This window comes from Solirhodobacter sp. (assembly GCF_964715405.1).
The window spans coordinates 99851-121866 of record NZ_CBAICG010000006.1 but is presented as its reverse complement, the minus strand read 5'-3'; the positions used below and the strand labels follow the sequence as shown (position 1 = coordinate 121866).

26 protein-coding genes are annotated in these 22016 nt (G+C 65.8%); 15 read left to right on the top strand and 11 right to left on the bottom strand.

Going from position 1 to position 22016, the window contains the following annotated elements:
- Positions 1–13 precede the first annotated feature (13 nt).
- From trxA to AC11WY_RS04265, 4 genes are all read left to right on the top strand, one after another.
- Positions 14–334 carry a thioredoxin gene (gene trxA, locus AC11WY_RS04280; RefSeq protein ID WP_482922883.1) on the top strand — a complete coding sequence of 107 codons (321 nt, stop codon included), beginning with the start codon at positions 14–16 and terminating at the stop codon, positions 332–334.
- Positions 335–429: 95 nt separating this feature from the next.
- Positions 430–987: an ATP-dependent protease subunit HslV gene (gene hslV, locus AC11WY_RS04275; protein WP_482922881.1), complete on the top strand. Its 558-nt coding sequence runs from the start codon at positions 430–432 to the stop codon at positions 985–987.
- Positions 984–2291, top strand: coding sequence for an ATP-dependent protease ATPase subunit HslU (gene hslU / locus AC11WY_RS04270; RefSeq protein ID WP_482922879.1), 1308 nt, complete (start codon positions 984–986; stop codon positions 2289–2291). Before hslV ends, hslU begins: the two co-directional genes overlap by 4 nt.
- A 67-nt stretch (positions 2292–2358) precedes the next feature.
- Positions 2359–3459 (top strand): alpha/beta hydrolase, encoded by a 1101-nt coding sequence (locus AC11WY_RS04265; RefSeq protein ID WP_482922877.1) that lies wholly within the window; start codon positions 2359–2361, stop codon positions 3457–3459.
- On the opposite strand, the gene AC11WY_RS04260 is transcribed toward AC11WY_RS04265, so the two are convergent.
- The 3 genes from AC11WY_RS04260 to AC11WY_RS04250 are packed head-to-tail and all read right to left on the bottom strand — an operon-like array spanning position 3460 to position 5746.
- Positions 3460–4050, bottom strand: coding sequence for a Smr/MutS family protein (locus tag AC11WY_RS04260; RefSeq protein ID WP_482922875.1), 591 nt, complete (start codon positions 4048–4050; stop codon positions 3460–3462).
- Positions 4047–5081: a murein transglycosylase A gene (mltA, locus tag AC11WY_RS04255; protein WP_482922873.1), complete on the bottom strand. Its 1035-nt coding sequence runs from the start codon at positions 5079–5081 to the stop codon at positions 4047–4049. The genes AC11WY_RS04260 and mltA overlap by 4 nt, the downstream gene beginning before the upstream one ends.
- Positions 5078–5746 (bottom strand): Tim44/TimA family putative adaptor protein, encoded by a 669-nt coding sequence (locus AC11WY_RS04250; RefSeq protein ID WP_482922871.1) that lies wholly within the window; start codon positions 5744–5746, stop codon positions 5078–5080. The genes mltA and AC11WY_RS04250 overlap by 4 nt, the downstream gene beginning before the upstream one ends.
- A gap of 107 nt (positions 5747–5853) precedes the next feature.
- On the opposite strand from AC11WY_RS04250, the gene AC11WY_RS04245 reads away from it, so the two are divergent.
- Both AC11WY_RS04245 and secB read left to right on the top strand, forming a co-directional pair.
- On the top strand, positions 5854–6336 hold the full coding sequence (locus AC11WY_RS04245; protein WP_482922869.1) for an FxsA family protein: 483 nt from the start codon (positions 5854–5856) through the stop codon (positions 6334–6336).
- A 72-nt stretch (positions 6337–6408) separates the two neighbouring features.
- Positions 6409–6891, top strand: coding sequence for a protein-export chaperone SecB (gene secB, locus AC11WY_RS04240; RefSeq protein ID WP_482922867.1), 483 nt, complete (start codon positions 6409–6411; stop codon positions 6889–6891).
- A gap of 3 nt (positions 6892–6894) precedes the next feature.
- On the opposite strand, the gene dnaQ is transcribed toward secB, so the two are convergent.
- The 4 genes from dnaQ to AC11WY_RS04220 are packed head-to-tail and all read right to left on the bottom strand — an operon-like array spanning position 6895 to position 9605.
- Positions 6895–7587, bottom strand: coding sequence for a DNA polymerase III subunit epsilon (gene dnaQ, locus AC11WY_RS04235; RefSeq protein ID WP_482922865.1), 693 nt, complete (start codon positions 7585–7587; stop codon positions 6895–6897).
- Positions 7580–8176 (bottom strand): dephospho-CoA kinase, encoded by a 597-nt coding sequence (gene coaE / locus AC11WY_RS04230; RefSeq protein ID WP_482922863.1) that lies wholly within the window; start codon positions 8174–8176, stop codon positions 7580–7582. The genes dnaQ and coaE overlap by 8 nt, the downstream gene beginning before the upstream one ends.
- Positions 8173–9009, bottom strand: coding sequence for a shikimate dehydrogenase (locus tag AC11WY_RS04225; protein ID WP_482922861.1), 837 nt, complete (start codon positions 9007–9009; stop codon positions 8173–8175). Before AC11WY_RS04225 ends, coaE begins: the two co-directional genes overlap by 4 nt.
- Entirely contained in the window at positions 9006–9605 is a 600-nt protein-coding gene (locus AC11WY_RS04220) for a Maf family protein (protein ID WP_482922859.1), read from the bottom strand. The genes AC11WY_RS04225 and AC11WY_RS04220 overlap by 4 nt, the downstream gene beginning before the upstream one ends.
- A 408-nt stretch (positions 9606–10013) precedes the next feature.
- Between AC11WY_RS04220 and AC11WY_RS04215 the strand changes: the two genes are divergently transcribed.
- The 7 genes from AC11WY_RS04215 to AC11WY_RS04185 all read left to right on the top strand — a co-directional run bounded on the left by AC11WY_RS04215 (position 10014) and on the right by AC11WY_RS04185 (position 17419).
- Complete coding sequence (locus AC11WY_RS04215; protein ID WP_482922917.1) at positions 10014–10478, top strand: CopD family protein; 465 nt, start codon at positions 10014–10016, stop codon at positions 10476–10478.
- A gap of 127 nt (positions 10479–10605) precedes the next feature.
- Positions 10606–11874 carry a transcription termination factor Rho gene (gene rho, locus AC11WY_RS04210; RefSeq protein ID WP_482922857.1) on the top strand — a complete coding sequence of 423 codons (1269 nt, stop codon included), beginning with the start codon at positions 10606–10608 and terminating at the stop codon, positions 11872–11874.
- Between the two features lie 30 nt (positions 11875–11904).
- Positions 11905–13194, top strand: a complete 1290-nt coding sequence (gene mnmE, locus AC11WY_RS04205; protein ID WP_482922855.1) for a tRNA uridine-5-carboxymethylaminomethyl(34) synthesis GTPase MnmE — start codon at positions 11905–11907, stop codon at positions 13192–13194.
- Between the two features lie 3 nt (positions 13195–13197).
- A complete protein-coding gene (gene mnmG, locus AC11WY_RS04200) occupies positions 13198–15072 on the top strand; it encodes a tRNA uridine-5-carboxymethylaminomethyl(34) synthesis enzyme MnmG (protein WP_482922853.1) in 1875 nt (624 codons plus the stop codon).
- A complete protein-coding gene (rsmG, locus tag AC11WY_RS04195; protein WP_482922851.1) occupies positions 15069–15698 on the top strand; it encodes a 16S rRNA (guanine(527)-N(7))-methyltransferase RsmG in 630 nt (209 codons plus the stop codon). The genes mnmG and rsmG overlap by 4 nt, the downstream gene beginning before the upstream one ends.
- Positions 15691–16497 carry a ParA family protein gene (locus AC11WY_RS04190; RefSeq protein WP_482922849.1) on the top strand — a complete coding sequence of 269 codons (807 nt, stop codon included), beginning with the start codon at positions 15691–15693 and terminating at the stop codon, positions 16495–16497. The genes rsmG and AC11WY_RS04190 overlap by 8 nt, the downstream gene beginning before the upstream one ends.
- A gap of 10 nt (positions 16498–16507) precedes the next feature.
- A complete protein-coding gene (locus AC11WY_RS04185; RefSeq protein WP_482922847.1) occupies positions 16508–17419 on the top strand; it encodes a ParB/RepB/Spo0J family partition protein in 912 nt (303 codons plus the stop codon).
- Between the two features lies 1 nt (position 17420).
- Here the strand turns inward: AC11WY_RS04185 and hemW are convergent, their stop codons facing one another.
- Genes hemW through rph form a run of 4 tightly spaced genes read right to left on the bottom strand, consistent with a single transcriptional unit; the run spans position 17421 to position 20272 of the window.
- Positions 17421–18575: a radical SAM family heme chaperone HemW gene (hemW, locus tag AC11WY_RS04180; RefSeq protein WP_482922845.1), complete on the bottom strand. Its 1155-nt coding sequence runs from the start codon at positions 18573–18575 to the stop codon at positions 17421–17423.
- 1 nt (position 18576) lies between these two features.
- Positions 18577–18957, bottom strand: a complete 381-nt coding sequence (locus AC11WY_RS04175) for a RidA family protein (RefSeq protein WP_482922843.1) — start codon at positions 18955–18957, stop codon at positions 18577–18579.
- Complete coding sequence (gene rdgB, locus AC11WY_RS04170) at positions 18954–19565, bottom strand: RdgB/HAM1 family non-canonical purine NTP pyrophosphatase (protein ID WP_482922841.1); 612 nt, start codon at positions 19563–19565, stop codon at positions 18954–18956. Before rdgB ends, AC11WY_RS04175 begins: the two co-directional genes overlap by 4 nt.
- Positions 19562–20272 (bottom strand): ribonuclease PH, encoded by a 711-nt coding sequence (gene rph, locus AC11WY_RS04165; RefSeq protein ID WP_482922839.1) that lies wholly within the window; start codon positions 20270–20272, stop codon positions 19562–19564. Before rph ends, rdgB begins: the two co-directional genes overlap by 4 nt.
- Before the next feature lie 117 nt (positions 20273–20389).
- Here rph and hrcA point away from each other — a divergent pair, with 117 nt between their 5' ends.
- Together hrcA and AC11WY_RS04155 are read left to right on the top strand one after the other, a co-directional pair.
- Positions 20390–21460: a heat-inducible transcriptional repressor HrcA gene (hrcA, locus tag AC11WY_RS04160; RefSeq protein WP_482922837.1), complete on the top strand. Its 1071-nt coding sequence runs from the start codon at positions 20390–20392 to the stop codon at positions 21458–21460.
- Positions 21461–21463: 3 nt separating this feature from the next.
- Positions 21464–22012, top strand: coding sequence for a nucleotide exchange factor GrpE (locus AC11WY_RS04155; RefSeq protein ID WP_482922835.1), 549 nt, complete (start codon positions 21464–21466; stop codon positions 22010–22012).
- Positions 22013–22016: the final 4 nt, after the last annotated feature.

The following is a 22016-nucleotide window of genomic DNA, read 5'->3' as shown; positions in this document are numbered from 1 at the left end:
AGGAGCATCCGCGATGGCCACCGTTCCCGTTTCCGACGCCACCTTCGACGCCGAAGTCCGCCAGTCCGCGATCCCGGTCGTGGTCGACTTCTGGGCCGAGTGGTGCGGGCCTTGCCGCCAGATCGGCCCGGCGCTGGAGGAACTGTCCGAAGAATACGCGGGCCGCGTGAAATTCGTGAAGGTCAACGTCGACGACAACCCCAGTGCCCCGGCCCAGATGGGCGTGCGCGGCATCCCGGCGCTGTTCCTGTTCAAGGACGGTCAGGTCGTGTCGAACAAGATCGGCGCGGCGCCCAAAGCCTCGCTGGCAAGCTGGATCGCCGGCGCGGTCTGAGCGGTTTCACCGATGCGGTAACGGGGCGCCTTCGGGCGCCCCTTTCGTTTGGCGGGGCGCGCCGCCATATAGGCTGAAAGCGCAGGAGGCATCCGATGGCGGAAGACAGGTTTCCCGGCTGGCACGGCACGACGATCCTGGCGGTGCGGCGCGGCGGGCAGGTGGTGGTGGCAGGCGACGGGCAGGTGAGCCTGGGTCAGACCGTCATCAAGGGCACCGCCCGCAAGGTGCGCCGCCTGACCCCCGGCGGCAAGGATATCGTGGCGGGCTTTGCGGGGTCCACCGCCGACGCCTTCACCCTGCTGGAACGGCTGGAAAAGAAGCTGGAGGCCAGCCCCGGCCAGTTGGCGCGCGGCTGCGTGGAACTGGCGAAGGACTGGCGGACAGACAAGTATCTGCGCAACCTCGAAGCGATGCTGATCGTTACCGATGGCGCCGACCTATTCGTGATCACCGGCGCGGGCGATGTGCTGGAACCCGAGCATGACGTGACCGCCATCGGTTCGGGCGGCAACTACGCCCTCGCTGCCGCGCGCGGGTTGATGGAGACGGACCTGACGGCGGAACAGATCGCCCGCAAGGCGATGGCGATCGCCGCCGACATCTGCGTCTACACGAACGGCAACCTGACGGTGGAGACGATTTCCAAATGACCGACCTGACCCCGCGCGAGATCGTCTCGGAGCTTGACCGCTTCATCATCGGCCAGAAGGATGCCAAGCGCGCGGTGGCGGTGGCGTTGCGCAGCCGGTGGCGCCGACGGCAGTTGGCGGATGACCTGCGCGACGAGGTTTACCCCAAGAACATCCTGATGATCGGGCCGACCGGGGTCGGCAAGACCGAGATCAGCCGCCGTCTGGCCAAGCTTGCCCACGCGCCGTTCATCAAGGTCGAGGCGACGAAGTTCACCGAGGTCGGCTATGTCGGCCGCGATGTGGAACAGATCATCCGTGATCTGGTCGACAGCGCCATCGCGATGACCCGCACCACGATGCGCGACGAGGTGAAGGCCCGCGCCCATGCCGCCGCCGAGGAACGGGTGATCGAGGCGCTGGCGGGCCGCGACGCGCGCGAACAGACGCGCGAGATGTTCCGCGGCAAGCTGAAGCGGGGCGAACTGGACGACACGGTGATCGAACTGGAGGTGGCCGACACCTCGAACCCGATGCCCAATTTCGAGGTTCCGGGCCAGCCCGGCGCGAACATGGGCATGATGAACCTGAGCGATATTTTCGGCAAAGCCTTCGGCGGCCGCAAGGTGCGGCGCAAGATGCGGGTGGCCGAGTGCTATGACGTGCTGCTGAGCGAAGAGGCCGACAAGCTGCTGGACGACGAAGCCGTGACCCGAACCGCGTTGGAGGCGGTGCAGGAAAACGGCATCGTCTTCATCGACGAGATCGACAAGGTCTGCGCCCGCGCCGAAACGCGCGGCGCCGATATCAGCCGCGAAGGGGTGCAGCGCGACCTGCTGCCGCTGATCGAGGGCACCAGCGTTTCCACCAAATACGGCCCGGTGACGACCGATCATATCCTGTTCATCGCCTCGGGCGCGTTCCACATCGCCAAACCCTCGGACCTGCTGCCCGAGTTGCAGGGCCGCCTGCCGATCCGGGTGGAGTTGCAGGCGCTGACCGAGGATGACTTTGTCCGCATCCTGACCGAAACCGACAACGCGCTGACACGGCAATACACCGCTCTGTTGGCGACCGAGGGGCTGGACGTCAGCTTTACCGCAGACGGCATCCGGGCGCTGGCGCAGATCGCGGCCGAGGTGAACCGGACGGTGGAAAACATCGGCGCGCGTCGGCTTTACACCGTGATGGAGCGGGTGTTCGAGGAGCTGAGCTTCACCGCGCCCGACCGCGGCGGCGAGGTGATCACGGTGGACGCCGCCTTCGTCGAGAAGAACCTTGGCCAACTGATGCGCGGGACGGACCTGAGCCGCTATGTGCTTTGACCCCGCACTGGCCGGATGGCGCATTCTCCGCTAAGAGTGACGAGCCCTCAAGCGCAGGATCCCGCCGATGACCCGCACTCTCGCCGTGATGCTTGCCGTTGTGACGCTGGCCGCCTGCGCGCCGCGCGGCACCATCACGATCGTCCCGGCGGCGGCAGAGGTCGGGCAGGTGCGGCAGGTCTTTGTCGGCACCACGCGGACGCTCGATGTGGCCTCATCGACGTTCGGCAGCGAGCGGCATGAGGGTGTGGACTATGCTCAGGTCGACGTGTCGGTGCCGCCCGAGCGCAAGCTGGGCACTATCATGTACCCGCATCGGGACCGGGCACCCGATCCGCGCAAGGATTTCCTGACCACGGCCGAGACAATCTACACCGGGCCCGCCGCCTTCCGCGCCGATCTGGCGCGTGCGCTGCGGGCCGAGCCGTCCGGGCGGCGCGAGGCGGTGGTTTACGTCCACGGCTTCAACAACACCTTTGCCGAGGGCGTCTACCGGATCGCGCAGATCAGCCATGACCTCGACGTGCCGGGGGTGGCGGTCCATTACGCCTGGCCCTCGGCCGCCAATCCGGTGAACTACGCCTATGACCGCGACTCCGTGCTGTTCGCGCGCGATGGGCTGGAACAATTGCTGACCCAGGTCGTTGCCTCGGGGGCCGATCACATCCTGCTGGTCGGGCATTCCATGGGTGCGATGCTGGTGATGGAAACGCTGCGGGAGATGCGGCTGGACGGCAACGCAACGGTGACCAGGCATCTGGGGGGCGTCGTGCTGATCTCGCCCGACCTCGACGTCGACGTGTTCCGCACCGAGGCGCTGCGGATCGGCACGCTGCCGCAACCCTTCATCATCATCACCTCGCAAAAGGATCGTGCGCTGGCTCTGTCCGCGCGATTGACCGGGCAACGGCAGCGGCTGGGCAACCTTGCCGATGTGACGAAGGTTGCCGACCTGAAGGTGACATTGGTGGACGTCGGCGCATTTTCCGAAGGGGTGGGGCATTTCACCGCCGCCACCTCGCCCGCGCTGCTGCAAATCCTCGGGCGGATGAGCGACCTGAACAGCGCCTATGCGGGCGACCCGACCGGCAAGATCGGGTTGCTGCCGGGGGTGGCGCTGACGGTGCAGAACGCGACGCAGGTGATCCTGCAGCCCATCACGCCATAGTCAGCGCCTGCGGCGCAGGTAGACGTAGTAGGCCCCCGACCCGCCGTGGCGCAGATGCGCCTCGGTGATCTGCAACACCAGCGGGCCGATCGGCGGCATCGTCAGCCAATGCGGCACCTGATGTTTCAGAATCCCCTGCCGCTGCGGGACAGGCCCGTGCTCGTGGCCGCTGCGCCCCTTGCCGGTGATCACCAGCACCAACCGCATTCCCTCGGCGTAGGCGTCGATGATGAAACCACTGAGGCGGGGATGCGCCTCGGCCACAGTCATGCCGTGCAGGTCGATCCGCGCCTCGGGAGCAAGTTTGCCCCGCGTCATGCGCGCGTGGGTCTTGGCGTCCATGTGCAGCGGCGCATGGGCCAGCCGTTCGGAAAGCGGCGCCACCACGTCGAGCGTGACGGCGGGCCGCGGTGCCTGCGCGCCGATCTGAAACGGCTCGAACAGACGACGCGGCGTCGGGGCCGGGGCCGGTGTGTGCGGTTCCTCCGGGCGGGGCGGCGGGCGCAGGTGCATTGGCACGGCAGTGCGGGCCACGCGCTGCCAAAGCTCCGCTTCCTCGGGGAAGAGGCCGCGCGGCCGACGCGGTCTCAATCCGGTTCCCTCGGCAGCGAGGCTTCCAGCCGATCGACCGGCAGCAGCACGATCATCCGGCCGTGGTCACGCATCCGGCCCGCGATCTCGCCGGCGCGAAAGCCGGAGCCGATGAACACGTCGGCGCGCCCCGGTCCCTTGATCGCGGTGCCGATGTCCTGCGCCACCATCAGGCGATGAAGCGGCGGTGCGCCCGAGGTCTCCACCCAGACCGGCGCGCCAAGCGGCACCACGGTCGGGTCCACCGCAAGGCTGCGGCCGGGCGTGACCGGCAGATGCAGCGCACCCAGCGGACCCAGTGCGGCGGGCACATCGACCTTCTGGAAGAAGATGAAGGACGGGTTGGTCCAGAGCAGCTCGCGCCCGGCCTCGGGGTTGGAATGGACCCAGGTCCGGATCGTGCGGGCCGAGACCTGCCAGGGCTGATAAAGCCCGCGCCGGACCAGTTCCATCCCGACCGAACGATAAGGCTGCCCGTTCTTGGCCGCGAAGCCCACCCGCATGACATGGCCATCCGGCATCAGCAGCCGACCGGAGCCCTGCACCTGCAGGAAGAACACGTCCACCGGATCGGCCAGCCAGGCCAGTTCCAGGCCGCGGCCGCGCAAGAGCCCTTCGCTTTCGATCGTCGCGCGGTCGAACCAGACCGCGCCGGGTCGCAGTTCCGGCGGCGTGCGGTAGATCGGATAGGCAAAGCGCGCGGTGGGAACGGGCGAGGCGACCAGTTCCGGTTCGTAATAGCCGGTGAACAGCGTCGGCTTGCCGTTCCCCACCAGACTGGGACGGAAGTAACGCTCGAAAAACCCGCGGGCGTCGGATTCGTCGGGGGCGGCGGCGCAGGCCGCCTGCCAGACCGGATCGCTGAGCGTCGGGCAACCGGCAACGAAGGCTGCCAGCGCCGCGCGGTGGTCATCCTCGGCCCATCCGGGAATGTCGGCGAAGGTCAAGGGGTGCGGATCGGCGGACACGATGGGGGCATGGGACAGGGCGACGAGCGTCAGCCAGGCAAGAGCACGACGCCCCCGCCTCATTCGCCAGTCGCGACCAGTTGCCAGTTGGGATCGCTGGATCCCATGCGTCGCGAGAAGGTCCAGACGTCGCGCTGGCGCCGGATCTCGGTCGGGCTGCCCTCCACCACCTCGCCTGCGGGATTGCGCACGACCAGCGTGATCTCGGCGACAAACCGCACCGTGATGTCGGCCACCTTGGTCGCCTCGTCAAAGGTCGCGTTGTCCAGCACCAGCTCGCGGATGCCGACAAAGGTGGCGTCGACCGTCAACCCCTGCGCACGCCGCGTTGCGATGGTCTGTTCGAAACTGTCACGCACGTCCGACGCAAGGAAGGCCTGCACCGCGCCGATGTCGCCCTTCTGGAACGCCATCAGGATCATCTCGTAGGCACCACGCCCACCCCGCAGGAAATCGCCCACGCTGAACGCCGGCTCGACCAGCTTCATCGCCTCCAGCGCGCGGGCTGCGGGCGAACCCTCGGCGACGTGGTCGGTGATGTCGCTGTCGGGCGCGCCGGGAACGCGCGGCGGAACCACGCGCAGCTTGGGGCTCGGCCCCGTGTCATGTGCCACCGGCAAGGCCGGGCGTTCGAACCCATCGCGGGTGCCCAAGACGCTGCGCAGGCGCAGGATCAGGAAGATGGCGATGCCCGCCAGCACGAGCAGTTGGATCACGGCCGAGTTCATGGCACCCTCATTTGGTCGGCCAAGGTTGGTAACTTGGCCCCGTGTTTCCTATGTAGGATAGGCGCGGCCGCAAGTCCACCAAGGCTCACGCAGAAAGGACGGCCGCAATGCCCATAGTGGCCTTGTTTATCCTGCTTCCGCTCGTCGAAATCGGGCTTTTTGTCACGGTTGGCGCATGGCTGACGCTGTGGCCCACGCTTCTTCTGGTCGCGGCCAGTGCGCTGCTGGGGGTGTCGGTGCTGCGACGGCAGGGCATGGCCACGGCGGTCGAGGTCAGCGCCGCGTTGAATGACATGCGTGATCCGGCCCGCCCATTGGCGGATGGGGCGCTGACGATGCTGGCCGGGGTGCTGCTGGTGGTGCCGGGGTTTCTGACCAGCGCCGTCGGGCTGCTGCTTCTGGTGCCCGTGATCCGCCACGCGGCCATCACCCATATCGGCCGCCATCTGCGCGGCACCTCCGTCGTGATGCGGGGGACCGCCGGACCCGCGCAACGCCGTGCCGACAGCCAGACGATCGAGGGCGAGTTCCACGAAATCGAGCCCGGAAAGCGCCCGACGCACCGCCCTTCGGGTTGGACTCAACACTGACATCCGGCCATTGAGACGGCCGCGAACGCCTGTTAGACAGTGCCGCGAAACGGCATTCAACAGGAGTTCCCGATGGCCGAAAACGGCGCCGAAGACGCGGGTCAGCAAGTCCGCATGCAGATCCTTGCGCAATTCATCCGCGATATGTCGTTCGAGAACATCGTGGCACAGAAGGGCCTGCAGGCCGGTGAGGTCTCGCCCGACATTCAGGTTCAGGTCAGCCTCGACGGCCGCCGCCGCCCGGTGGAAAACCAGTATGAAGTGATCAGCAAGTTCAAGATCCAGTCGACCAACAGGGCCACCGGGGACACGCTGTTCCTGCTGGAGCTGGAATACGGCGGCATCTTCCACATCGAAGGCATTCCCGAGGATCAGATGCACCCGTTCCTGCTGATCGAGTGCCCGCGCCAGTTGTTCCCCTATGTGCGACGGATCGTGTCGGACATTACCAGCGATGGCGGTTTCCCGCAGTTGAACCTCGACGTGGTCGATTTCCTTGCGCTTTACCGCCAGGAACTTGCCCGCCGCAGCGAGGCTCCGCAGACGCTGTCCTGACCCCTAACCGCGCTTGCGCCACACCGAAGCGTCGCCCAGCGCCTGAACGAAGGCGTCATGGGCGGCGGCCTCGGCCGCCGTGATCCGGGGCGCCAGTGGCACCGGACGGGGGCGGGGGCGCCAGTCGGCGGCGGCCGCGCCGGAGGCGGTGCGCTGCGTCGTGGCCGAAAGGCCGAAATCCGGTTGCCGTCCGCCGATCAGTTCCAGATAGACCTCGGCCAGAATCTCGCTGTCGAGCAGCGCGCCGTGCTTTTCACGCGCCGAATTGTCGATCCCGAAGCGGCGGCAGAGCGCGTCCAGCGAGGCGGGTGAGCCGGGGAACTTCTGTCGCGCCATTGTCAGCGTGTCGATCGCCCGGCCCGGAACAAGCTGCGGCAGTTTGGCCCAGCCCAGTTCGGCGTTGAGGAACTTGATGTCGAACGCGGCGTTGTGGATCACCAGCGGCGCAGTGTCGATGAAGGCCAGAAAATCCGCGCCGACAGCCCGAAACACCGGCTTGTCGCGCAGGAAATCATCGCCGAGACCGTGCACCTCGAACGCATCCGGGGGCATGGCGCGTTCGGGGTTGATGTACTGGTGGTAGGTGCGTCCGGTCGGCATGTGGTTCATCAATTCGACCGCGCCGATCTCCACGATGCGATGGCCTTCGGCAGGCTCGAACCCGGTGGTTTCGGTGTCCAGAACGATCTCACGCATGGTGGCCTCGGATGGTGTCAATCAGCTGTCGCACGGCGGCGCGGGCCGATTCAAGCCCCGTGGTCTCGATCACCCAGGTGGCGCGGCGGCGTTTCTCGGCGTCGGGCATCTGGCGGGCGAGGATCGCGGCAAAGTGATCCTCGGTCATGCCGGGCCGGGCGAGAACGCGGGTGCGCTGCACCTCGGCGGGGGCAGAAACGACAAGGGTTCCGTCCACCTGCACCTCGGCACCGGTTTCGAACAGCAGCGGAATGTCGAGCACGATCAGCGGCGCGTCCTGATGCGCCGCGATGAAGGCGGCACGGTCGGCGGCGACGAGCGGGTGCACCACAGCCTCGATGCGGCGCAGGGCCGTGGAGTCGGCCATGATCTGCGCCTTGAGGGCGGCACGGTCGATCGCGCCATCGGTGACGGCCTTCGGGAACAGCGCGCCCAACGGGGCCACTGCGCCGCCGCCAGCAGCGTAAAGACGGTGCACAGCGGCATCGGCATCCCAGACCGGCACACCAGCCTCGGCGAGAAATGCCGAGGTGGTCGATTTTCCCATGCCGATGGAGCCGGTCAGACCGAGGAGATAGGGCCGCGTCATGCCATCAGGACGGCTTGCCGGGTGTCTTCGTCAACCTCGGGGCGCGTCCCGAACCACCGCTCGAACCCCGGCGCGGCCTGATGCAGCAGCATCCCCAGTCCGTCCACCGTGATGCAGCCGCGCGCCTGCGCCTCATCCAGGAAGTGGGTCCGAAGCGGGGTGTAGACGAGGTCGTTGACCACGGCGCCGGGCGTCAGCGCGTCGAGCGGGATGCGGAATTCCGGCTTGCCCACCATGCCCAGCGAAGAAGTGTTCACCACCGTCCCGCAATCCTCCAGCATGTTGCCCGCCTGCACCCAGTCGTAGACCACCACCTTGGCGCCAAAGTCGGTGCGCAACGTGTCGGCGCGGAGCCGGGTGCGGTTCGACAGCCGAATCTGCGGCACGCCGACCTCGATCAGCGCGGCGATCACGGCTCGTGCCGCGCCTCCGGCGCCGATCACGGCAGCCGGGCTCGCCTGCGGGGCCCAGCCCGGCGCATTTTGCCGCAGGTTCGCCACGAACCCGGCACCATCGGTATTGTCGGCGTGGATGCGGCCGTCCTTGCGAAAGATCAGCGTATTCGCCGCCCCGATCAGCGCGGCCCGGTCGGTGACGATATCGGCGATCTTCAGCACGCTTTCCTTGTGGGGGATCGTCACATTGGCGCCAACGAATCCGATCAGCGGCAGTGTTTCCAGCACCTGGCGCAGATCGACCTGTGCCACATCCATCGGGATGTAGAAGCCTTTCAGCCCATAGCGCTTCAGCCAATAGCCATGCAGCGCGGGCGATTTGCTGTGCGCGATTGGCGAGCCGATCACGCCGGCGAGCGGAATCCGGTTTTCGGTCATGCCGCGATCACCCCGCGTTGGCCCAGATAGCGCAGAAGCTCGATCAGCGGCAGACCGAGGATGTTGAAATAATCGCCCTCGATGCGGTCGAAAAGTCGTACGCCCTCTCCCTCAAGCTTGTAGGCGCCGACGGACTCGCCGATGCCCGGCCAGAGCCGCGCGATGTAATCATCAAGGTAAGCATCTGAAAACACGCGCATTGTCAAGCGGACCTCCCCCACATGGCGCCACACGGGCAGACCGGCTTCGTATAGCACGGCGGCCGAAAGAAGCTTGTGCGACTTTCCGCGAAGGGCCTGCAACTGTGCCCGCGCTGCATCAGGCGTGTCAGGTTTTGCGAACACCACGCCGCCCAGATCCAGCACCTGATCGCAGCCCAGCACCCAGCGGGCGGGATGCCGATCCGCGATCTTGCGGGCCTTCATCTCGGCCAATGTGTCGGCCAGGTCGCGCGGTCGCACGCCCTCGGCCTCCAGTGCGGCGCGGATCGCGGCCTCGTCCACACGGGCGGGCAGCGCCTCGACCGCGACTCCGGCCCGGCGCAGAAGCTCGGCCCGGATCGGCGAGGCGGAAGCGAGGATCAGCGGCGCTGTCATGTGGGTTTTCCTGTGGATCACCGGTCGGAGAGCGCGGGGGATGAAGTGGCCGCAACGCCTCTGTGGCAAACCGGCGGCCGGTTTGTCAAATGCCGGGCCGAGTTCTCCACGGGTGGAGAACGCTTCGGGCCGCCTGTTGGGATCGCTGATGCTGGCGCGCTCGCGGCATTTCATGCACCGCATGGTTCATGCCTCACTGCCTGTCAACTTATGGATCTAAAATGGTATTACATTTCTTTCTCCGGTGTTTTCCGGGCTTTTCCCGAACTTGTCCACACGGCGGGCGATGTGGAAAAAACCGGGGATGATCGTGTAATCGCGCTTTTCCACAGGCCCTAAATCATCATTCTCTTTAAGACTCTTATCTGTTTAGTAGAGAGGGGATGGGCTCTCGCAGGACCGATGACGATGTTCAGTTTCCTTGCCGCCTGGTATCTCTGGATCAAGGCTTTCCATGTGATGTCGGTGATTGCCTGGATGGCGGGCATCTTCTATCTGCCCCGGCTTTACGTCTATCACGTCGAGGGATTGAAGAAGGCAGGAGTCGTTCCCGGCAGCGAGCTTGACCTGCTCTTCCAGCACCAGGAACGGCTGCTGCTGCGCGCAATCATGAACCCGGCGATGATTTCCACCTGGGTTTTCGGCCTGCTGCTGGCGCTGACGCCGGGTATCGTCGACTGGTCCTCGGCCTGGCCCTGGACGAAGGCGGCGGGGGTGCTGGCGATGACCTGGTTTCATCATTGGCTGGGGCTTCGGCGGAAGGACTTTGCCGCCGGGCGCAACACGCGGTCTGGCCGCAGCTACCGCATGATGAACGAGCTGCCAACGATCCTGATGATCCTTATCGTGCTGTCGGTGACCCTGAAGTTCTAAGCGTCGTTGACTTTTCGCCGTGCGGGCATTAGCAGCAGGCGTCAACGGGGCCGTCCGGCCTGCAGTGTTTCCCATTCATTCCCCCTGCGACCGCCCCGCGCGGTCTGCCCGATTTGCTGGTTATCCCATGAAAGAGACTCTCAACCTCGCCGACCTCAAGGCTCACAGCCCCGCCGATTTGCTGGCGATGGCGGAAGAGCTGGAGATCGAAAACGCCCCTTCGATGCGCAAGGGCGAGATGATGTTCCAGATTTTGCGGGAACGCGCCGAGGAGGGCTGGGAGATCTCCGGCGATGGTGTGCTGGAAGTGTTGCAGGACGGCTTTGGCTTTCTGCGCTCGCCGTCCGCGAACTATCTGCCGGGCCCGGACGACATCTACGTCTCGCCCGACATCCTGCGCCAGTTCAGCCTGCGCACCGGCGATACCATCGAAGGCGTGATCCAGGCGCCGCGCGAGAACGAGCGGTATTTCTGCATGACCGACGTCACCCGGATCAACTTCGACGATCCGGAGCGGGCACGGCACAAGGTTCACTTCGACAACCTCACGCCGCTATACCCCGACGAACGGTTCAAGATGGAGATTGAGGATCCGACCCTCAAGGACCGCTCCGCCCGCATCATCGACCTCGTCGCGCCGATCGGGAAGGGCCAGCGCGGTCTGATCGTGGCGCCGCCGCGCACCGGCAAGACGGTGCTGTTGCAGAACATCGCCCATTCGATCGCGACGAACCACCCGGAATGCTACCTGATCGTTCTGCTGATCGACGAGCGCCCGGAGGAAGTTACCGACATGCAGCGGAGCGTGAAGGGCGAGGTTGTGTCCTCGACCTTCGACGAGCCCGCGACGCGGCACGTTGCGGTCGCTGAAATGGTGATCGAGAAGGCCAAGCGGCTGGTCGAACACAAGCGTGACGTGGTGATCCTGCTTGACTCGATCACGCGCCTTGGCCGTGCCTTCAACACCGTGGTGCCATCGTCGGGCAAGGTGCTGACCGGCGGTGTGGATGCCAACGCCCTGCAACGGCCGAAGCGCTTTTTCGGTGCCGCACGGAACATCGAGGAAGGCGGCTCGCTGACCATCATCGCGACTGCGCTGATCGACACCGGCAGCCGGATGGACGAGGTGATCTTCGAAGAGTTCAAGGGCACCGGCAACAGCGAGATTGTGCTGGATCGCAAGGTCGCCGACAAGCGCGTGTTCCCGGCAATGGATATTCTGAAGTCGGGCACGCGGAAGGAAGAACTGCTGATCGAGAAGTCCGACCTTCAAAAGATGTATGTCCTGCGTCGGATCCTGAACCCGATGGGCACCACGGATGCGATCGAATTCCTGATCTCGAAGCTGAAGCAGACGAAGACGAACAGCGAGTTCTTCGACTCGATGAACTCCTGATATGTTGTTGTGAAACAACAGGTTAAGTAAGTGGACACGATCTTTGCCCTCGCCACCGCGCGCGGCAAGGCCGGGGTCGCGGTTGTGCGCATTTCCGGCCCGATGTCGTTTGCGGCGGCCGAGGCGCTCGCCGGATCGTTGCCTGAGCCTCGGCATGCCGCGCTGCGTCGGGTGCGGAATTCGGCGGGCGATGTGCTGGATGACGCGCTGGTGCTGACGTTCCCGCCAGGCGGGAGCTTCACGGGCGAGGCTGTCGTGGAACTGCACCTGCACGGTAGCACGGCCGTCGTTGCCGCCGTGCTGCGGGAACTGGCCGCGCAGCCCGGCCTGCGCATGGCGGAGCCGGGAGAGTTCACCCGCCGCGCGCTGGAGAATGGGCGGCTCGACCTTGCCCAGGTCGAGGGGCTGGCTGACCTCATCGACGCGGAAACCGAGGCGCAGCGACGACAGGCGCAGCGGGTGCTGTCCGGGGCGGTCGGTGTGCGGGCCGAGGGGTGGCGACGCGACCTGATCCGCGCAGCCGCGCTGCTGGAAGCCACGATCGACTTCGCGGACGAGGACGTTCCGGTGGATGTGACGCCCGAGGTGCTCGCGCTGATCGACGGCGTCACCGCCGAGTTGCGCGCCGAGGCTGAGGGCGCGGTCGTGGCTGAACGTATTCGCGACGGCTTCGAGGTTGCCATCGTCGGGCGGCCGAATGCCGGAAAATCCACGCTGCTGAATGCACTTGCGGGGCGCGAGGCAGCGATCACGTCGGAAGTTGCCGGCACGACGCGCGACGTGATCGAGGTGCGGATGGACCTTGACGGCTTGCCGGTGACCATTCTCGATACGGCCGGGCTGCGGGCGACCGTGGACTTGGTCGAGAGCCTCGGCGTTGCCCGCGCGGTGGAGCGGGCGCGGCGGGCCGATCTGCGGGTCTTTCTCTGCGACGACGCGGGCTTGCCGGAGGAATTGGCACCCGATTCGGATGACCTGATCGTGCAGGGCAAGGCCGACCTTCGGCTGGGTTCGGGCCTGCGCGTGTCGGGCAAGACCGGACAGGGTATCGGCGAACTGGTGCAACGCATCGCCGGGATCCTTGGTGCCCGCGTGACGGGCGCCCAGACGATTACGCGCGAACGCCACAGGCTGGCGGTTTTGCGGGCCGTCGGGGCTATGGAATCAGCGCGCCTTGAGGTATTGCAGGGGCCGAACCGGGCGGAACTTGCCGCCGAAGATATGCGCCGGGCAATTCGCGCCCTTGATTCATTGGTGGGCCGTGTCGATGTCGAGCATCTCTTGGCGGAAATCTTCACGAGTTTCTGCATCGGGAAATGAGGAGTGTTTCACGTGAAACATTTTGACGTGGTCGTGGTTGGTGGCGGACATGCGGGGGCGGAGGCCGCTCACGCCGCTGCGCGGATGGGCGCGCGCACCGCACTGGTGACGCTCAGCCGTGACAACCTTGGCATAATGTCCTGCAATCCGGCGATCGGCGGCCTCGGGAAGGGCCATCTGGTGCGTGAGATCGACGCGATGGATGGGCTGATGGGCCGTGTTGCGGACCGAGCGGGGATCCAGTTCCGGTTGCTGAACCGGCGCAAGGGCCCGGCGGTTCAGGGCCCTCGCGCGCAAGCGGACCGCAAACGCTATCGCAGCGCCATGGTTGAAGAAACGGGCGCGCGGCCGAATCTGGTTGTGATCGAGGGCGAGGCGTCGGATCTGCGCATGGAGGGCCCACGCGTCGCCGGGGTGATCCTGGCGGACGGCAGCGAGATCGCGGCCCTTGCCGTGGTCCTGACCACCGGCACATTCCTGCGCGGGGTCATCCATATCGGGGACGTGCGCCGCCCGGGAGGCCGGTTGGGCGATCGCCCTTCGGTGCCGCTGGCCGAGCGCATCACGGCGATGGGCCTGCCGGTGGGTCGCCTGAAGACCGGCACGCCACCCCGGCTTGATGGCCGAACGATTCGCTGGGACGCGCTGGAAAGCCAGCCGGGCGATGACGATCCGGTCATGTTCTCTTTCCTCAACCGCGCGCCGGAGGCCCGCCAGATTGCCTGCGGCATCACCCATACGAACGAGAGGACGCACGAGATCATTCGGCAGAACCTCGGGCGCTCAGCGATGTATGGCGGCCATATCGAAGGGGTCGGGCCGCGCTATTGCCCGTCGATCGAGGATAAGGTGGTGCGCTTCGCCGACAAGGCGTCGCACCAGGTGTTTCTGGAGCCCGAGGGGCTTGACGACCCGACGGTCTACCCGAACGGAATCTCGACGTCGCTTCCGGCCGACGTGCAGGAAGACTACGTCCATTCGATCTTGGGGCTGGAGAAGGCGCGGATCCTGCAGCCCGGGTATGCCATTGAATATGACTACGTCGACCCGCGTGCGCTGCGCCCGACGCTGGAGGTGAAGGCGGCGCCGGGCTTGTTTCTGGCCGGCCAGATCAACGGCACCACGGGATATGAAGAGGCGGCGGCGCAAGGCCTTGTGGCCGGGCTTAATGCCGCACTTCAGGCGCTGGACAGGGGGGTCGTGCTGTTCGGCCGGTCCGAAAGCTACATTGGCGTGATGATCGATGATCTGGTGACGCGTGGCGTCACCGAGCCGTACCGCATGTTCACGTCGCGCGCCGAGTTTCGTCTCTCGCTGCGGGCGGACAATGCGGATCAGCGGTTGACCCCGGTCGGGCTTGATCTCGGCTGCATAGGCGAGAATCGGCGGCGGGCGTTCGGCGCCAAGATGGAGCGGCTTGGAGCGGGGCGTCATCTGCTTGCAGAGGTGAGCCTTACGCCGCGCGAGTTGGCCGAAGGGGGCGTCGCGATCAATCAGGACGGCGCGCGGCGCAACGGGCTTGAGTTGCTCGCCCATATCGGGATCGGCTTTGGCGAGCTGGAGCGATTCGACCCGAAGTTGGCCGATATCGACACCGAGACCCGCGAGCAGCTCGAGCGCGAGGCGCTTTATGCCGTCTACATCGAGCGTCAGCAGATGGATGTCGACGCGATGCGGCGCGACGAAAGCCAGCCGATCCCCGAAGGGTTCGATTATTCCGGCCTGTCGAGCCTGTCCAACGAGCTGAAGCTGAAGCTTGCGCGCGCGCAGCCGCTGACGCTGGCACATGCGGCGCGAGTCGAGGGGATGACGCCCGCCGCGATCACGCTAATTCTGGCGCGCTTGCGTCAGGATGCGCGCCAGCGAGTGGCGGGATGACGGCGCCGCGCGCGCAAGCGATCGGCGTCGGGCTGGATGTTTCACGTGAAACATTGGCCCGGCTGGAACGTTATGCGGCGCTGCTTGAAAAGTGGAATCCGGCGATAAATCTTGTCTCGCGCGCCTCCCTGGCCGATCTGTGGACCCGTCATTTTCTCGACTCGGCGCAGGTTTTCGAGCTTTGCCCCGAGGGCGCGCGCTCTTGGGTCGACCTTGGCAGCGGCGGCGGGTTTCCCGGCCTCGTGGTCGCAGTGCTGGCGGCCGAGGCGGCCCCTGACCTCAGGGTCACACTTATTGAAAGCGATTCACGGAAAGCCGCGTTCCTTGCGACGGCGGCGCATGATCTCGGGCTGTCGGTGACGGTGAAGGCAGACCGCATCGAAAAGCTTGCGTCGGCCGACGCGGATGTGATTTCGGCCCGCGCCCTTGCGCCGCTGACCGATTTGCTTGGCTTTGCGGCGCGGCATCTTGCGCCGGGTGGTCGCGCGCTGTTCCTGAAGGGCGCGTCCTACCCGCGGGAGCTCGCGGAGGCCCTTGCGCACTGGTCGTTCGACGTTCACACCTATCCCAGCAAGACCGACGCCGCGGGCGTCATCCTGTCTATCGGAGACATCGCCCATGCTTGATCCGACGCGTCCGATCGCCCCGCGAATCATCGCCATTGCCAACCAGAAAGGCGGGGTGGGCAAGACCACGACCGCCATCAACCTTGGCGCCGCGTTGGCCGAAAAGGGGTTGAGGGTGCTGCTCGTTGACCTCGATCCGCAGGGTAACGCCTCGACCGGGCTGGGCATTCTGTCGGCAAATCGCGGGATGACGACTTACGACCTGATCCTTGACGACGCGCCACTGGAAGAGGTGGTTATTCCCACAAGCGTGCCGAATCTCTGGATCTGCCCCGCGACGACCGACCTCTCGTCGGCCGATATCGAGCTTGTCTCCAACGAAAAGCGCAGTTTCCTGTTGCATGATGCGCTGCGCCAGCCAGCCGTGGACCGCCTTCGCCTTGATTACATCCTGATCGATTGCCCGCCCTCGCTCAGCCTGCTGACGGTGAATGCGATGGTCGCTGCGCATTCGGTTCTGGTGCCGCTGCAAAGCGAGTTCTTTGCGCTGGAGGGGCTGTCGCAACTTATGCTGACAATTCGCGAGGTTCGGCAGAGCGCCAACCCCACGCTGCGGATCGAGGGCGTCGTGCTGACGATGTATGACGGGCGCAACAACTTGTCGCTTCAGGTCGCGGCCGACGCGCGCGAGAATCTGGGTGACCTGATGTTCCGCACCATCGTGCCGCGCAATGTCCGCGTCGGCGAGGCACCGTCCTACGCCATGCCGGTTCTGAGCTATGACGCTCAGTCGCGCGGCAGCGTTGCCTACCGTGACCTGGCGGACGAAATGATCGAGCGGCACAAGACCGCCGCCTGAGGAGACGCAGATGTCTGAGAAGAGGATTGAGCGGCGGGGACTGGGGCGGGGTCTTTCCGCCCTGATGGCCGATGTCGCCCCTGCGCAGGCCGAGCCGGCAGCCCCGCGTCGGCCTGACCTGATGGTGCCGGTGGAGAAGGTCCACGCGAACCCGAATCAGCCTCGCCGTGACTTTCCGGCCGAGGCGCTGCGGGAACTGGCATCCTCGATCCAGACCCGGGGGATTCTTCAGCCGCTGATCGTGCGCGAGGATCCCGCTCAACCCGGCAGCTTCGAGATCGTGGCGGGGGAACGCCGCTGGCGCGCGGCGCAACTGGCGCAGTTGCACGAAGTGCCGGTGCTGGTGCGGAACCTGACCGATACCGAGGTTCTGGAAGTCGCGATCATCGAAAACATCCAGCGCTCGGACCTCAATCCGGTGGAAGAAGCGACGGCTTATCGCCAGTTGATGGAACGCTTTGGCCATACGCAGGAAAAGCTGGCCGAGGGGTTGGGGAAAAGCCGCAGCCACATCGCCAACCTGTTGCGGCTGCTGCAACTGCCGGATGAGGTGCTGGGCCATGTCCGATCCGGCGCGCTGAGCGCCGGCCATGCGCGGGCGCTGATCACGACCGACCACCCGGTGGAGTTGGCACGAAAAGTGCTGGCAGAGGGTCTGTCCGTGCGCCAGACCGAAGCCCTGGCGAAGGCGTCCGGCGGGCCCAGGGTGGGCGCAGGCACCCCGCGCCCGCGTATCGCCGAGAAAGACGCGGATACCCGCGCGCTGGAGCAGGATCTATCGGCAAATCTGGGGATGCGGGTCACGATCGATCACCGCGCCGGGGCCGATGGCGGCCAGTTGGTGATTGGTTACCCGTCGCTGGAGGCGCTGGACGAACTGTGCCGGGCGCTGACCGTGAGCCCCCTGCGGCGGGCGCGCTGAGTCACCCGGCAAGCAGTTCGCGCAGGACGCCGTTCAGCACGATCCGGCCTGCGGCGGTTGCACGCAGTCGGTCGGCTTGGTGCTCAACCAGGCCAAGACCGGCCAAATCTTTGATCACAAACGGCTTTACGCTTCCACCGAGCGCGACAAAGCGATCGAGGTCACTGCCTTCGGCCAGCCGCAGGCTCATCATGAGATACTCGGCCGCCTGATCCGCCAGGGGCAGGGCGCTTGCGTCCCGGTCCCCCGACCCCGTCTTTTCGACTTGAGTCAGCCAGACCGTCGGCCCCTTTGGCGTATCCGTCGCGAACCGCTGGCCGTCCAGCGTCAACCGCCCATGCGCGCCGGGACCGATGCCGACATAATCCCCCGCGCGCCAATAGATCAGGTTGTGCCGCGATTCCGATCCTGGCCGGGCGTGGTTGGAGACCTCGTAGCCCGGCATCCCCGCGGCATCGCACATCTCTTGCGTGAGTTCGTAGAGGTCAGCCCCCAGGTCGTCATCCGGCAAGCCGCGCAGGCTGCCAGCAGCGTGACGGGCGCCGAATGCGGTGCCGTCTTCCACGGTCAACTGGTAGAGCGAGAGGTGATCCACCGCCCGACTCAGCGCCTCTGACAGTTCGGCGCGCCAGCCAGCCAGCGTCTGGTCCTGCCGAGCATAGATCAGATCGAAACTCACCCGGTCGAAGGTCGCCCGCGCGATGTCGAAGGCCGCGCGCGCCTCGGCCGCCGTGTGCAATCGCCCGAGCCGCTTCAGATCGGCGTCGTTCATCGCCTGCAACCCCATCGACAGCCGGGTGACGCCCGCGTCGCGATAGCCGCGGAACCGCCCGGCCTCGACCGATCCGGGGTTGGCCTCCAGCGTCACCTCAAGGTCATTGGCGCAGGGCCAGGTGTTGCGCACCCTGTCGAGGATCGCCGCGACCACCTCCGGCGCCATCAGGCTTGGGGTGCCGCCGCCGAAAAAGATGGTGTTCAGAACCCGGCCCGGAGTCAGCGCGCCGACGCGGGAAATCTCGCTCAGATAGGCTCTCTGCCAGCGGGATTGGTCGATTTCAGCGGCGACATGGCTGTTGAAATCACAGTAGGGGCATTTCGAAGCGCAGAACGGCCAGTGCAGGTAAAGCCCGAAGCCGCCGTGCCGCCAGTCTTCCATATCAGCCCTTGAAGGCCGTCACTTCGACCTCGATCTTCATTTCGGGCCGGATCAGGCCAGCTACGACCATCGTCGCGGCGGGGCGAATGTCGGCCAGCGCCTGACTCAGCGCGGGCAGAATCGCGTCGACCAGGGCGGCATCGGTGATGGTGTATTGCACACGCACGATATCGGCCATCGCGAAGCCCGCGCCTTCGAGCACGTCCCGAATCGTGGCGAAACAGTTGCGGGTCTGCGCGGCCACATCGTCGGGCATCGTCATCGTGGCGTAGTCATAGCCGGTGGTGCCCGAGACAAAGCACCAATCCCCCTGCGCCACAGCGCGCGAATAACCCATCGTCGCCTCGAAGGGTGAGCCCGAAGAGATCAGTCGCCGCGTCATTTGAAGCATCCTTCGACCAGTTTCTTGAACGCCACCGCGCGGTGGCTGATGGCATTCTTCTGCGCCGGGGGCATTTCACCGAAGGTCTGATTGAAACCCTCCGGGCGGAAAATCGGGTCGTACCCGTGACCGACGCCACCGCGCATCGGCCAGACGATCTGCCCGGCGATCTGGCCTGCGAACACCTCGACATGCCCGTCGGGCCAGGCAAGGGCGAGGGTCGAACAGAACTTGGCCCGGCGCGGGAAGGCGGCCCTCGTCGCCTCCAGCCGCTCCCAGACCTTGGTCATCGCCAGCACGAAATCACGGCCCGCAGGGGTCTCGGCCCAATCGGCGGTATGCACACCCGGCGCGCCACGCAACGCCTCGACCTCCAGCCCGCTGTCGTCGGCCAGCGCGGGAAGCCCAGTTGCCTTCGCGGCGGCCAGCGCCTTGAGTGTGGCATTGCCCGCGAAGGTGGATTCGGTTTCTTCCGGCACCGGCAGGCCCAGTTCCTTGGCCGAGATCACCGCCACCGGAAACGGCGCCAGCAGCAACCGGATTTCCTCGAGCTTTCCCGAATTGTGGGAGGCAAGAACCAGCTTTGCCCCGTCAAAACGTCGCGTCACAACGCTGCCCTCTGAGCTGCCACCAGGGAAGATATACCTTGTTCGGCCAGGTCAAGAAGCTGGCCCATCTCGCTGCGCGAGAATGTCGCGCCTTCGGCCGACATCTGAACTTCGATCAGCCGCCCGGCACCAGTCAGCACGAAATTGCCATCGGTCCCGGCCTCGCTGTCTTCGGCATAGTCGAGGTCCAGCACCGCCTGCCCGCCATAAATGCCGCAAGAGACCGCGGCGACGTGATCCAGCATCGGGTCAGAGGTGACGATACCGGCTTTCATCAGCTTGTTCACCGCCAGCCGCAACGCGACCCAGCCGCCGGTGATCGCGGCGCAGCGGGTGCCGCCATCGGCCTGCAACACGTCGCAGTCGATCGTGATCTGGCGCTCGCCCAAGGCAGAGCGATCCACCCCGGCCCGCAACGCGCGACCGATAAGACGTTGAATTTCCTGTGTTCTTCCGGATTGTTTTCCCGCCGCAGCCTCACGCCGGTTGCGCGTCGTGGTGGCGCGCGGCAGCATCCCGTATTCCGCCGTCACCCAGCCAAGACCGGTGTTCTTCAGAAACGGTGGCGGCCTGTCCTCGATCGTCGCGGTGCACAGCACATGCGTGTCGCCGACCTTGATCAGGCAGGATCCTTCCGCGTGCTTGGTTGCCCCCGTCTCGATTGAAATCCGCCGCAGTTCGCTTATCTGTCTGCCGGATGGCCGCATGAAGGGCTCCTTTCGATGCACGCCGTCAAATACCCGTGTGCCGGGAGGGGATGCAACCCCGATTGACGGCCCGGCCAGCGGGGCTTTAATGGCCCGACGTCCAGGACATCAGGTGGTATGAACGAGGGATCGCGGATTCTCGCCGAAATGAATGACCGCTCGCGCGAGGTGTTTCGCCGCGTGGTGGAGTCTTACCTGACCTCTGGCGGGCCGGTGGGATCGCGCAGCCTGACCCGAACCATGAACGAAAAGGTCAGCGCCGCCACAATTCGCAACGTGATGCAGGATCTCGAGTTTCTCGGCCTGCTCGACAGTCCGCATGTGTCGGCCGGGCGAGTGCCGACGCAGCTTGGCCTGCGGATGTTCGTTGACGGGTTGCTGGAGGTTGGTGTCGTCACCGATGACGACCGCGAGAAGATCGACGCGACGGCCGGTGGGGCCGAGCGTGATGTGGGCGGCTTGCTGTCCCGCGTCGGCGCCGCACTGTCCGGCATCACCCACGGCGCCAGCCTCGTGTTGGCGCCGAAACGCGAGGCACCGATCCGCCATATCGAATTCGTCAGCCTTGCCCCGGACCGGGCGCTGGTGGTTCTGGTGTTCGCCAACGGGCACGTCGAAAACCGGGTGTTCACGCCGCCGCCCGGCCAGACGCCCTCGTCGATGCGCGAGGCGGCGAATTTCGTGAACGCGCTGGCGGAGGGGCGCACGCTGGCCGAGCTGCGCCACACGATGAAATCGGAAATCGTCGCCCGCCGACAAGAGATCGACGTGCTGGCCGCGGCCTTGGTCGAAAGCGGCCTTGCCGTCTGGGATGGCGGCGGAAGCCCGCAGGAGCGGCTGATCGTCCGCGGCCGCGCGAACCTGATCGACGACGCCACCGAAGTCGCCGATCTTGACCGCATCCGCAACCTGTTCGACGACCTGGAGCGCAAGCGCGACATCGCGCAGTTCCTGGAACTGGCCGAAGAGGGTGAGGGTGTGCGCATTTTTATCGGTTCGGAGAACAAGCTTTTCTCACTTTCGGGTTCCTCTCTGGTGGTCTCTCCCTATATGAACGCTGACCGTAAGATCATCGGTGCTGTGGGGGTGATCGGGCCGACACGGCTGAACTATGGCCGCATCGTGCCGATCGTTGACTACACGGCGCAATTGGTGGGGCGGCTCCTGTCCGACCCCGGCAAGGGATAGAGAATGGCAGACGAAGCGAAGACCGAAGACACCACCGCCGCGATGGCCGGGATGCATGACGAGGGCATCGAATACATCGACGCCGAAGAGCTGGAGAAGCTGCGCGCCGAGCGTGACGACCTGCGCGACCGCTTCATGCGCGCGCTGGCGGATATGGAGAATTCACGCAAGCGGGCAGAGCGTGACCGCCGCGAGGCCGAACAGTATGGCGGCTCGAAATTCGCCCGCGACATGCTGCCGGTCTACGACAGCCTCAGCCGCGCGCTCGACCATGCCACGGACGAGCAGAAGGCGGTGTCGGGCCCGCTGCTGGACGGTGTGTCGCTGACGCTGCGCGAGTTGCAGAACGTCTTCGCCAAGCACGGGATCGAGATCATCCGCCCCGCAGCGGGCGATGCCTTCGACCCGAAGGAACATCAGGCGATGTTCGAGGCCCCGCTGCCCGGGACCAAGGCGGGCACGATCGTCGAAGTTATGGGCGCCGGCTTCCGCCTGCACGATCGCCTGCTGAGGCCGGCACAGGTGGGCGTGTCGTCGAACACCGGCGGCTGAGCCG

What these genes read in the sequence shown, in the direction of transcription:
- trxA (WP_482922883.1), top strand. Translation starts at nt 14, where the DNA reads ATGGCCACCGTTCCCGTTTCCGACGCCACCTTCGACGCCGAAGTCCGC.
- hslV (WP_482922881.1), top strand. Translation starts at nt 430, where the DNA reads ATGGCGGAAGACAGGTTTCCCGGCTGGCACGGCACGACGATCCTGGCG.
- hslU (WP_482922879.1), top strand. Translation starts at nt 984, where the DNA reads ATGACCGACCTGACCCCGCGCGAGATCGTCTCGGAGCTTGACCGCTTC.
- AC11WY_RS04265 (WP_482922877.1), top strand. Translation starts at nt 2,359, where the DNA reads ATGACCCGCACTCTCGCCGTGATGCTTGCCGTTGTGACGCTGGCCGCC.
- mltA (WP_482922873.1), bottom strand. Translation starts at nt 5,081, where the DNA reads ATGAGGCGGGGGCGTCGTGCTCTTGCCTGGCTGACGCTCGTCGCCCTG.
- AC11WY_RS04250 (WP_482922871.1), bottom strand. Translation starts at nt 5,746, where the DNA reads ATGAACTCGGCCGTGATCCAACTGCTCGTGCTGGCGGGCATCGCCATC.
- AC11WY_RS04245 (WP_482922869.1), top strand. Translation starts at nt 5,854, where the DNA reads ATGCCCATAGTGGCCTTGTTTATCCTGCTTCCGCTCGTCGAAATCGGG.
- secB (WP_482922867.1), top strand. Translation starts at nt 6,409, where the DNA reads ATGGCCGAAAACGGCGCCGAAGACGCGGGTCAGCAAGTCCGCATGCAG.
- dnaQ (WP_482922865.1), bottom strand. Translation starts at nt 7,587, where the DNA reads ATGCGTGAGATCGTTCTGGACACCGAAACCACCGGGTTCGAGCCTGCC.
- coaE (WP_482922863.1), bottom strand. Translation starts at nt 8,176, where the DNA reads ATGACGCGGCCCTATCTCCTCGGTCTGACCGGCTCCATCGGCATGGGA.
- AC11WY_RS04225 (WP_482922861.1), bottom strand. Translation starts at nt 9,009, where the DNA reads ATGACCGAAAACCGGATTCCGCTCGCCGGCGTGATCGGCTCGCCAATC.
- AC11WY_RS04220 (WP_482922859.1), bottom strand. Translation starts at nt 9,605, where the DNA reads ATGACAGCGCCGCTGATCCTCGCTTCCGCCTCGCCGATCCGGGCCGAG.
- AC11WY_RS04215 (WP_482922917.1), top strand. Translation starts at nt 10,014, where the DNA reads ATGTTCAGTTTCCTTGCCGCCTGGTATCTCTGGATCAAGGCTTTCCAT.
- rho (WP_482922857.1), top strand. Translation starts at nt 10,606, where the DNA reads ATGAAAGAGACTCTCAACCTCGCCGACCTCAAGGCTCACAGCCCCGCC.
- rsmG (WP_482922851.1), top strand. Translation starts at nt 15,069, where the DNA reads ATGACGGCGCCGCGCGCGCAAGCGATCGGCGTCGGGCTGGATGTTTCA.
- AC11WY_RS04190 (WP_482922849.1), top strand. Translation starts at nt 15,691, where the DNA reads ATGCTTGATCCGACGCGTCCGATCGCCCCGCGAATCATCGCCATTGCC.
- AC11WY_RS04185 (WP_482922847.1), top strand. Translation starts at nt 16,508, where the DNA reads ATGTCTGAGAAGAGGATTGAGCGGCGGGGACTGGGGCGGGGTCTTTCC.
- hemW (WP_482922845.1), bottom strand. Translation starts at nt 18,575, where the DNA reads ATGGAAGACTGGCGGCACGGCGGCTTCGGGCTTTACCTGCACTGGCCG.
- AC11WY_RS04175 (WP_482922843.1), bottom strand. Translation starts at nt 18,957, where the DNA reads ATGACGCGGCGACTGATCTCTTCGGGCTCACCCTTCGAGGCGACGATG.
- rph (WP_482922839.1), bottom strand. Translation starts at nt 20,272, where the DNA reads ATGCGGCCATCCGGCAGACAGATAAGCGAACTGCGGCGGATTTCAATC.
- hrcA (WP_482922837.1), top strand. Translation starts at nt 20,390, where the DNA reads ATGAACGAGGGATCGCGGATTCTCGCCGAAATGAATGACCGCTCGCGC.
- AC11WY_RS04155 (WP_482922835.1), top strand. Translation starts at nt 21,464, where the DNA reads ATGGCAGACGAAGCGAAGACCGAAGACACCACCGCCGCGATGGCCGGG.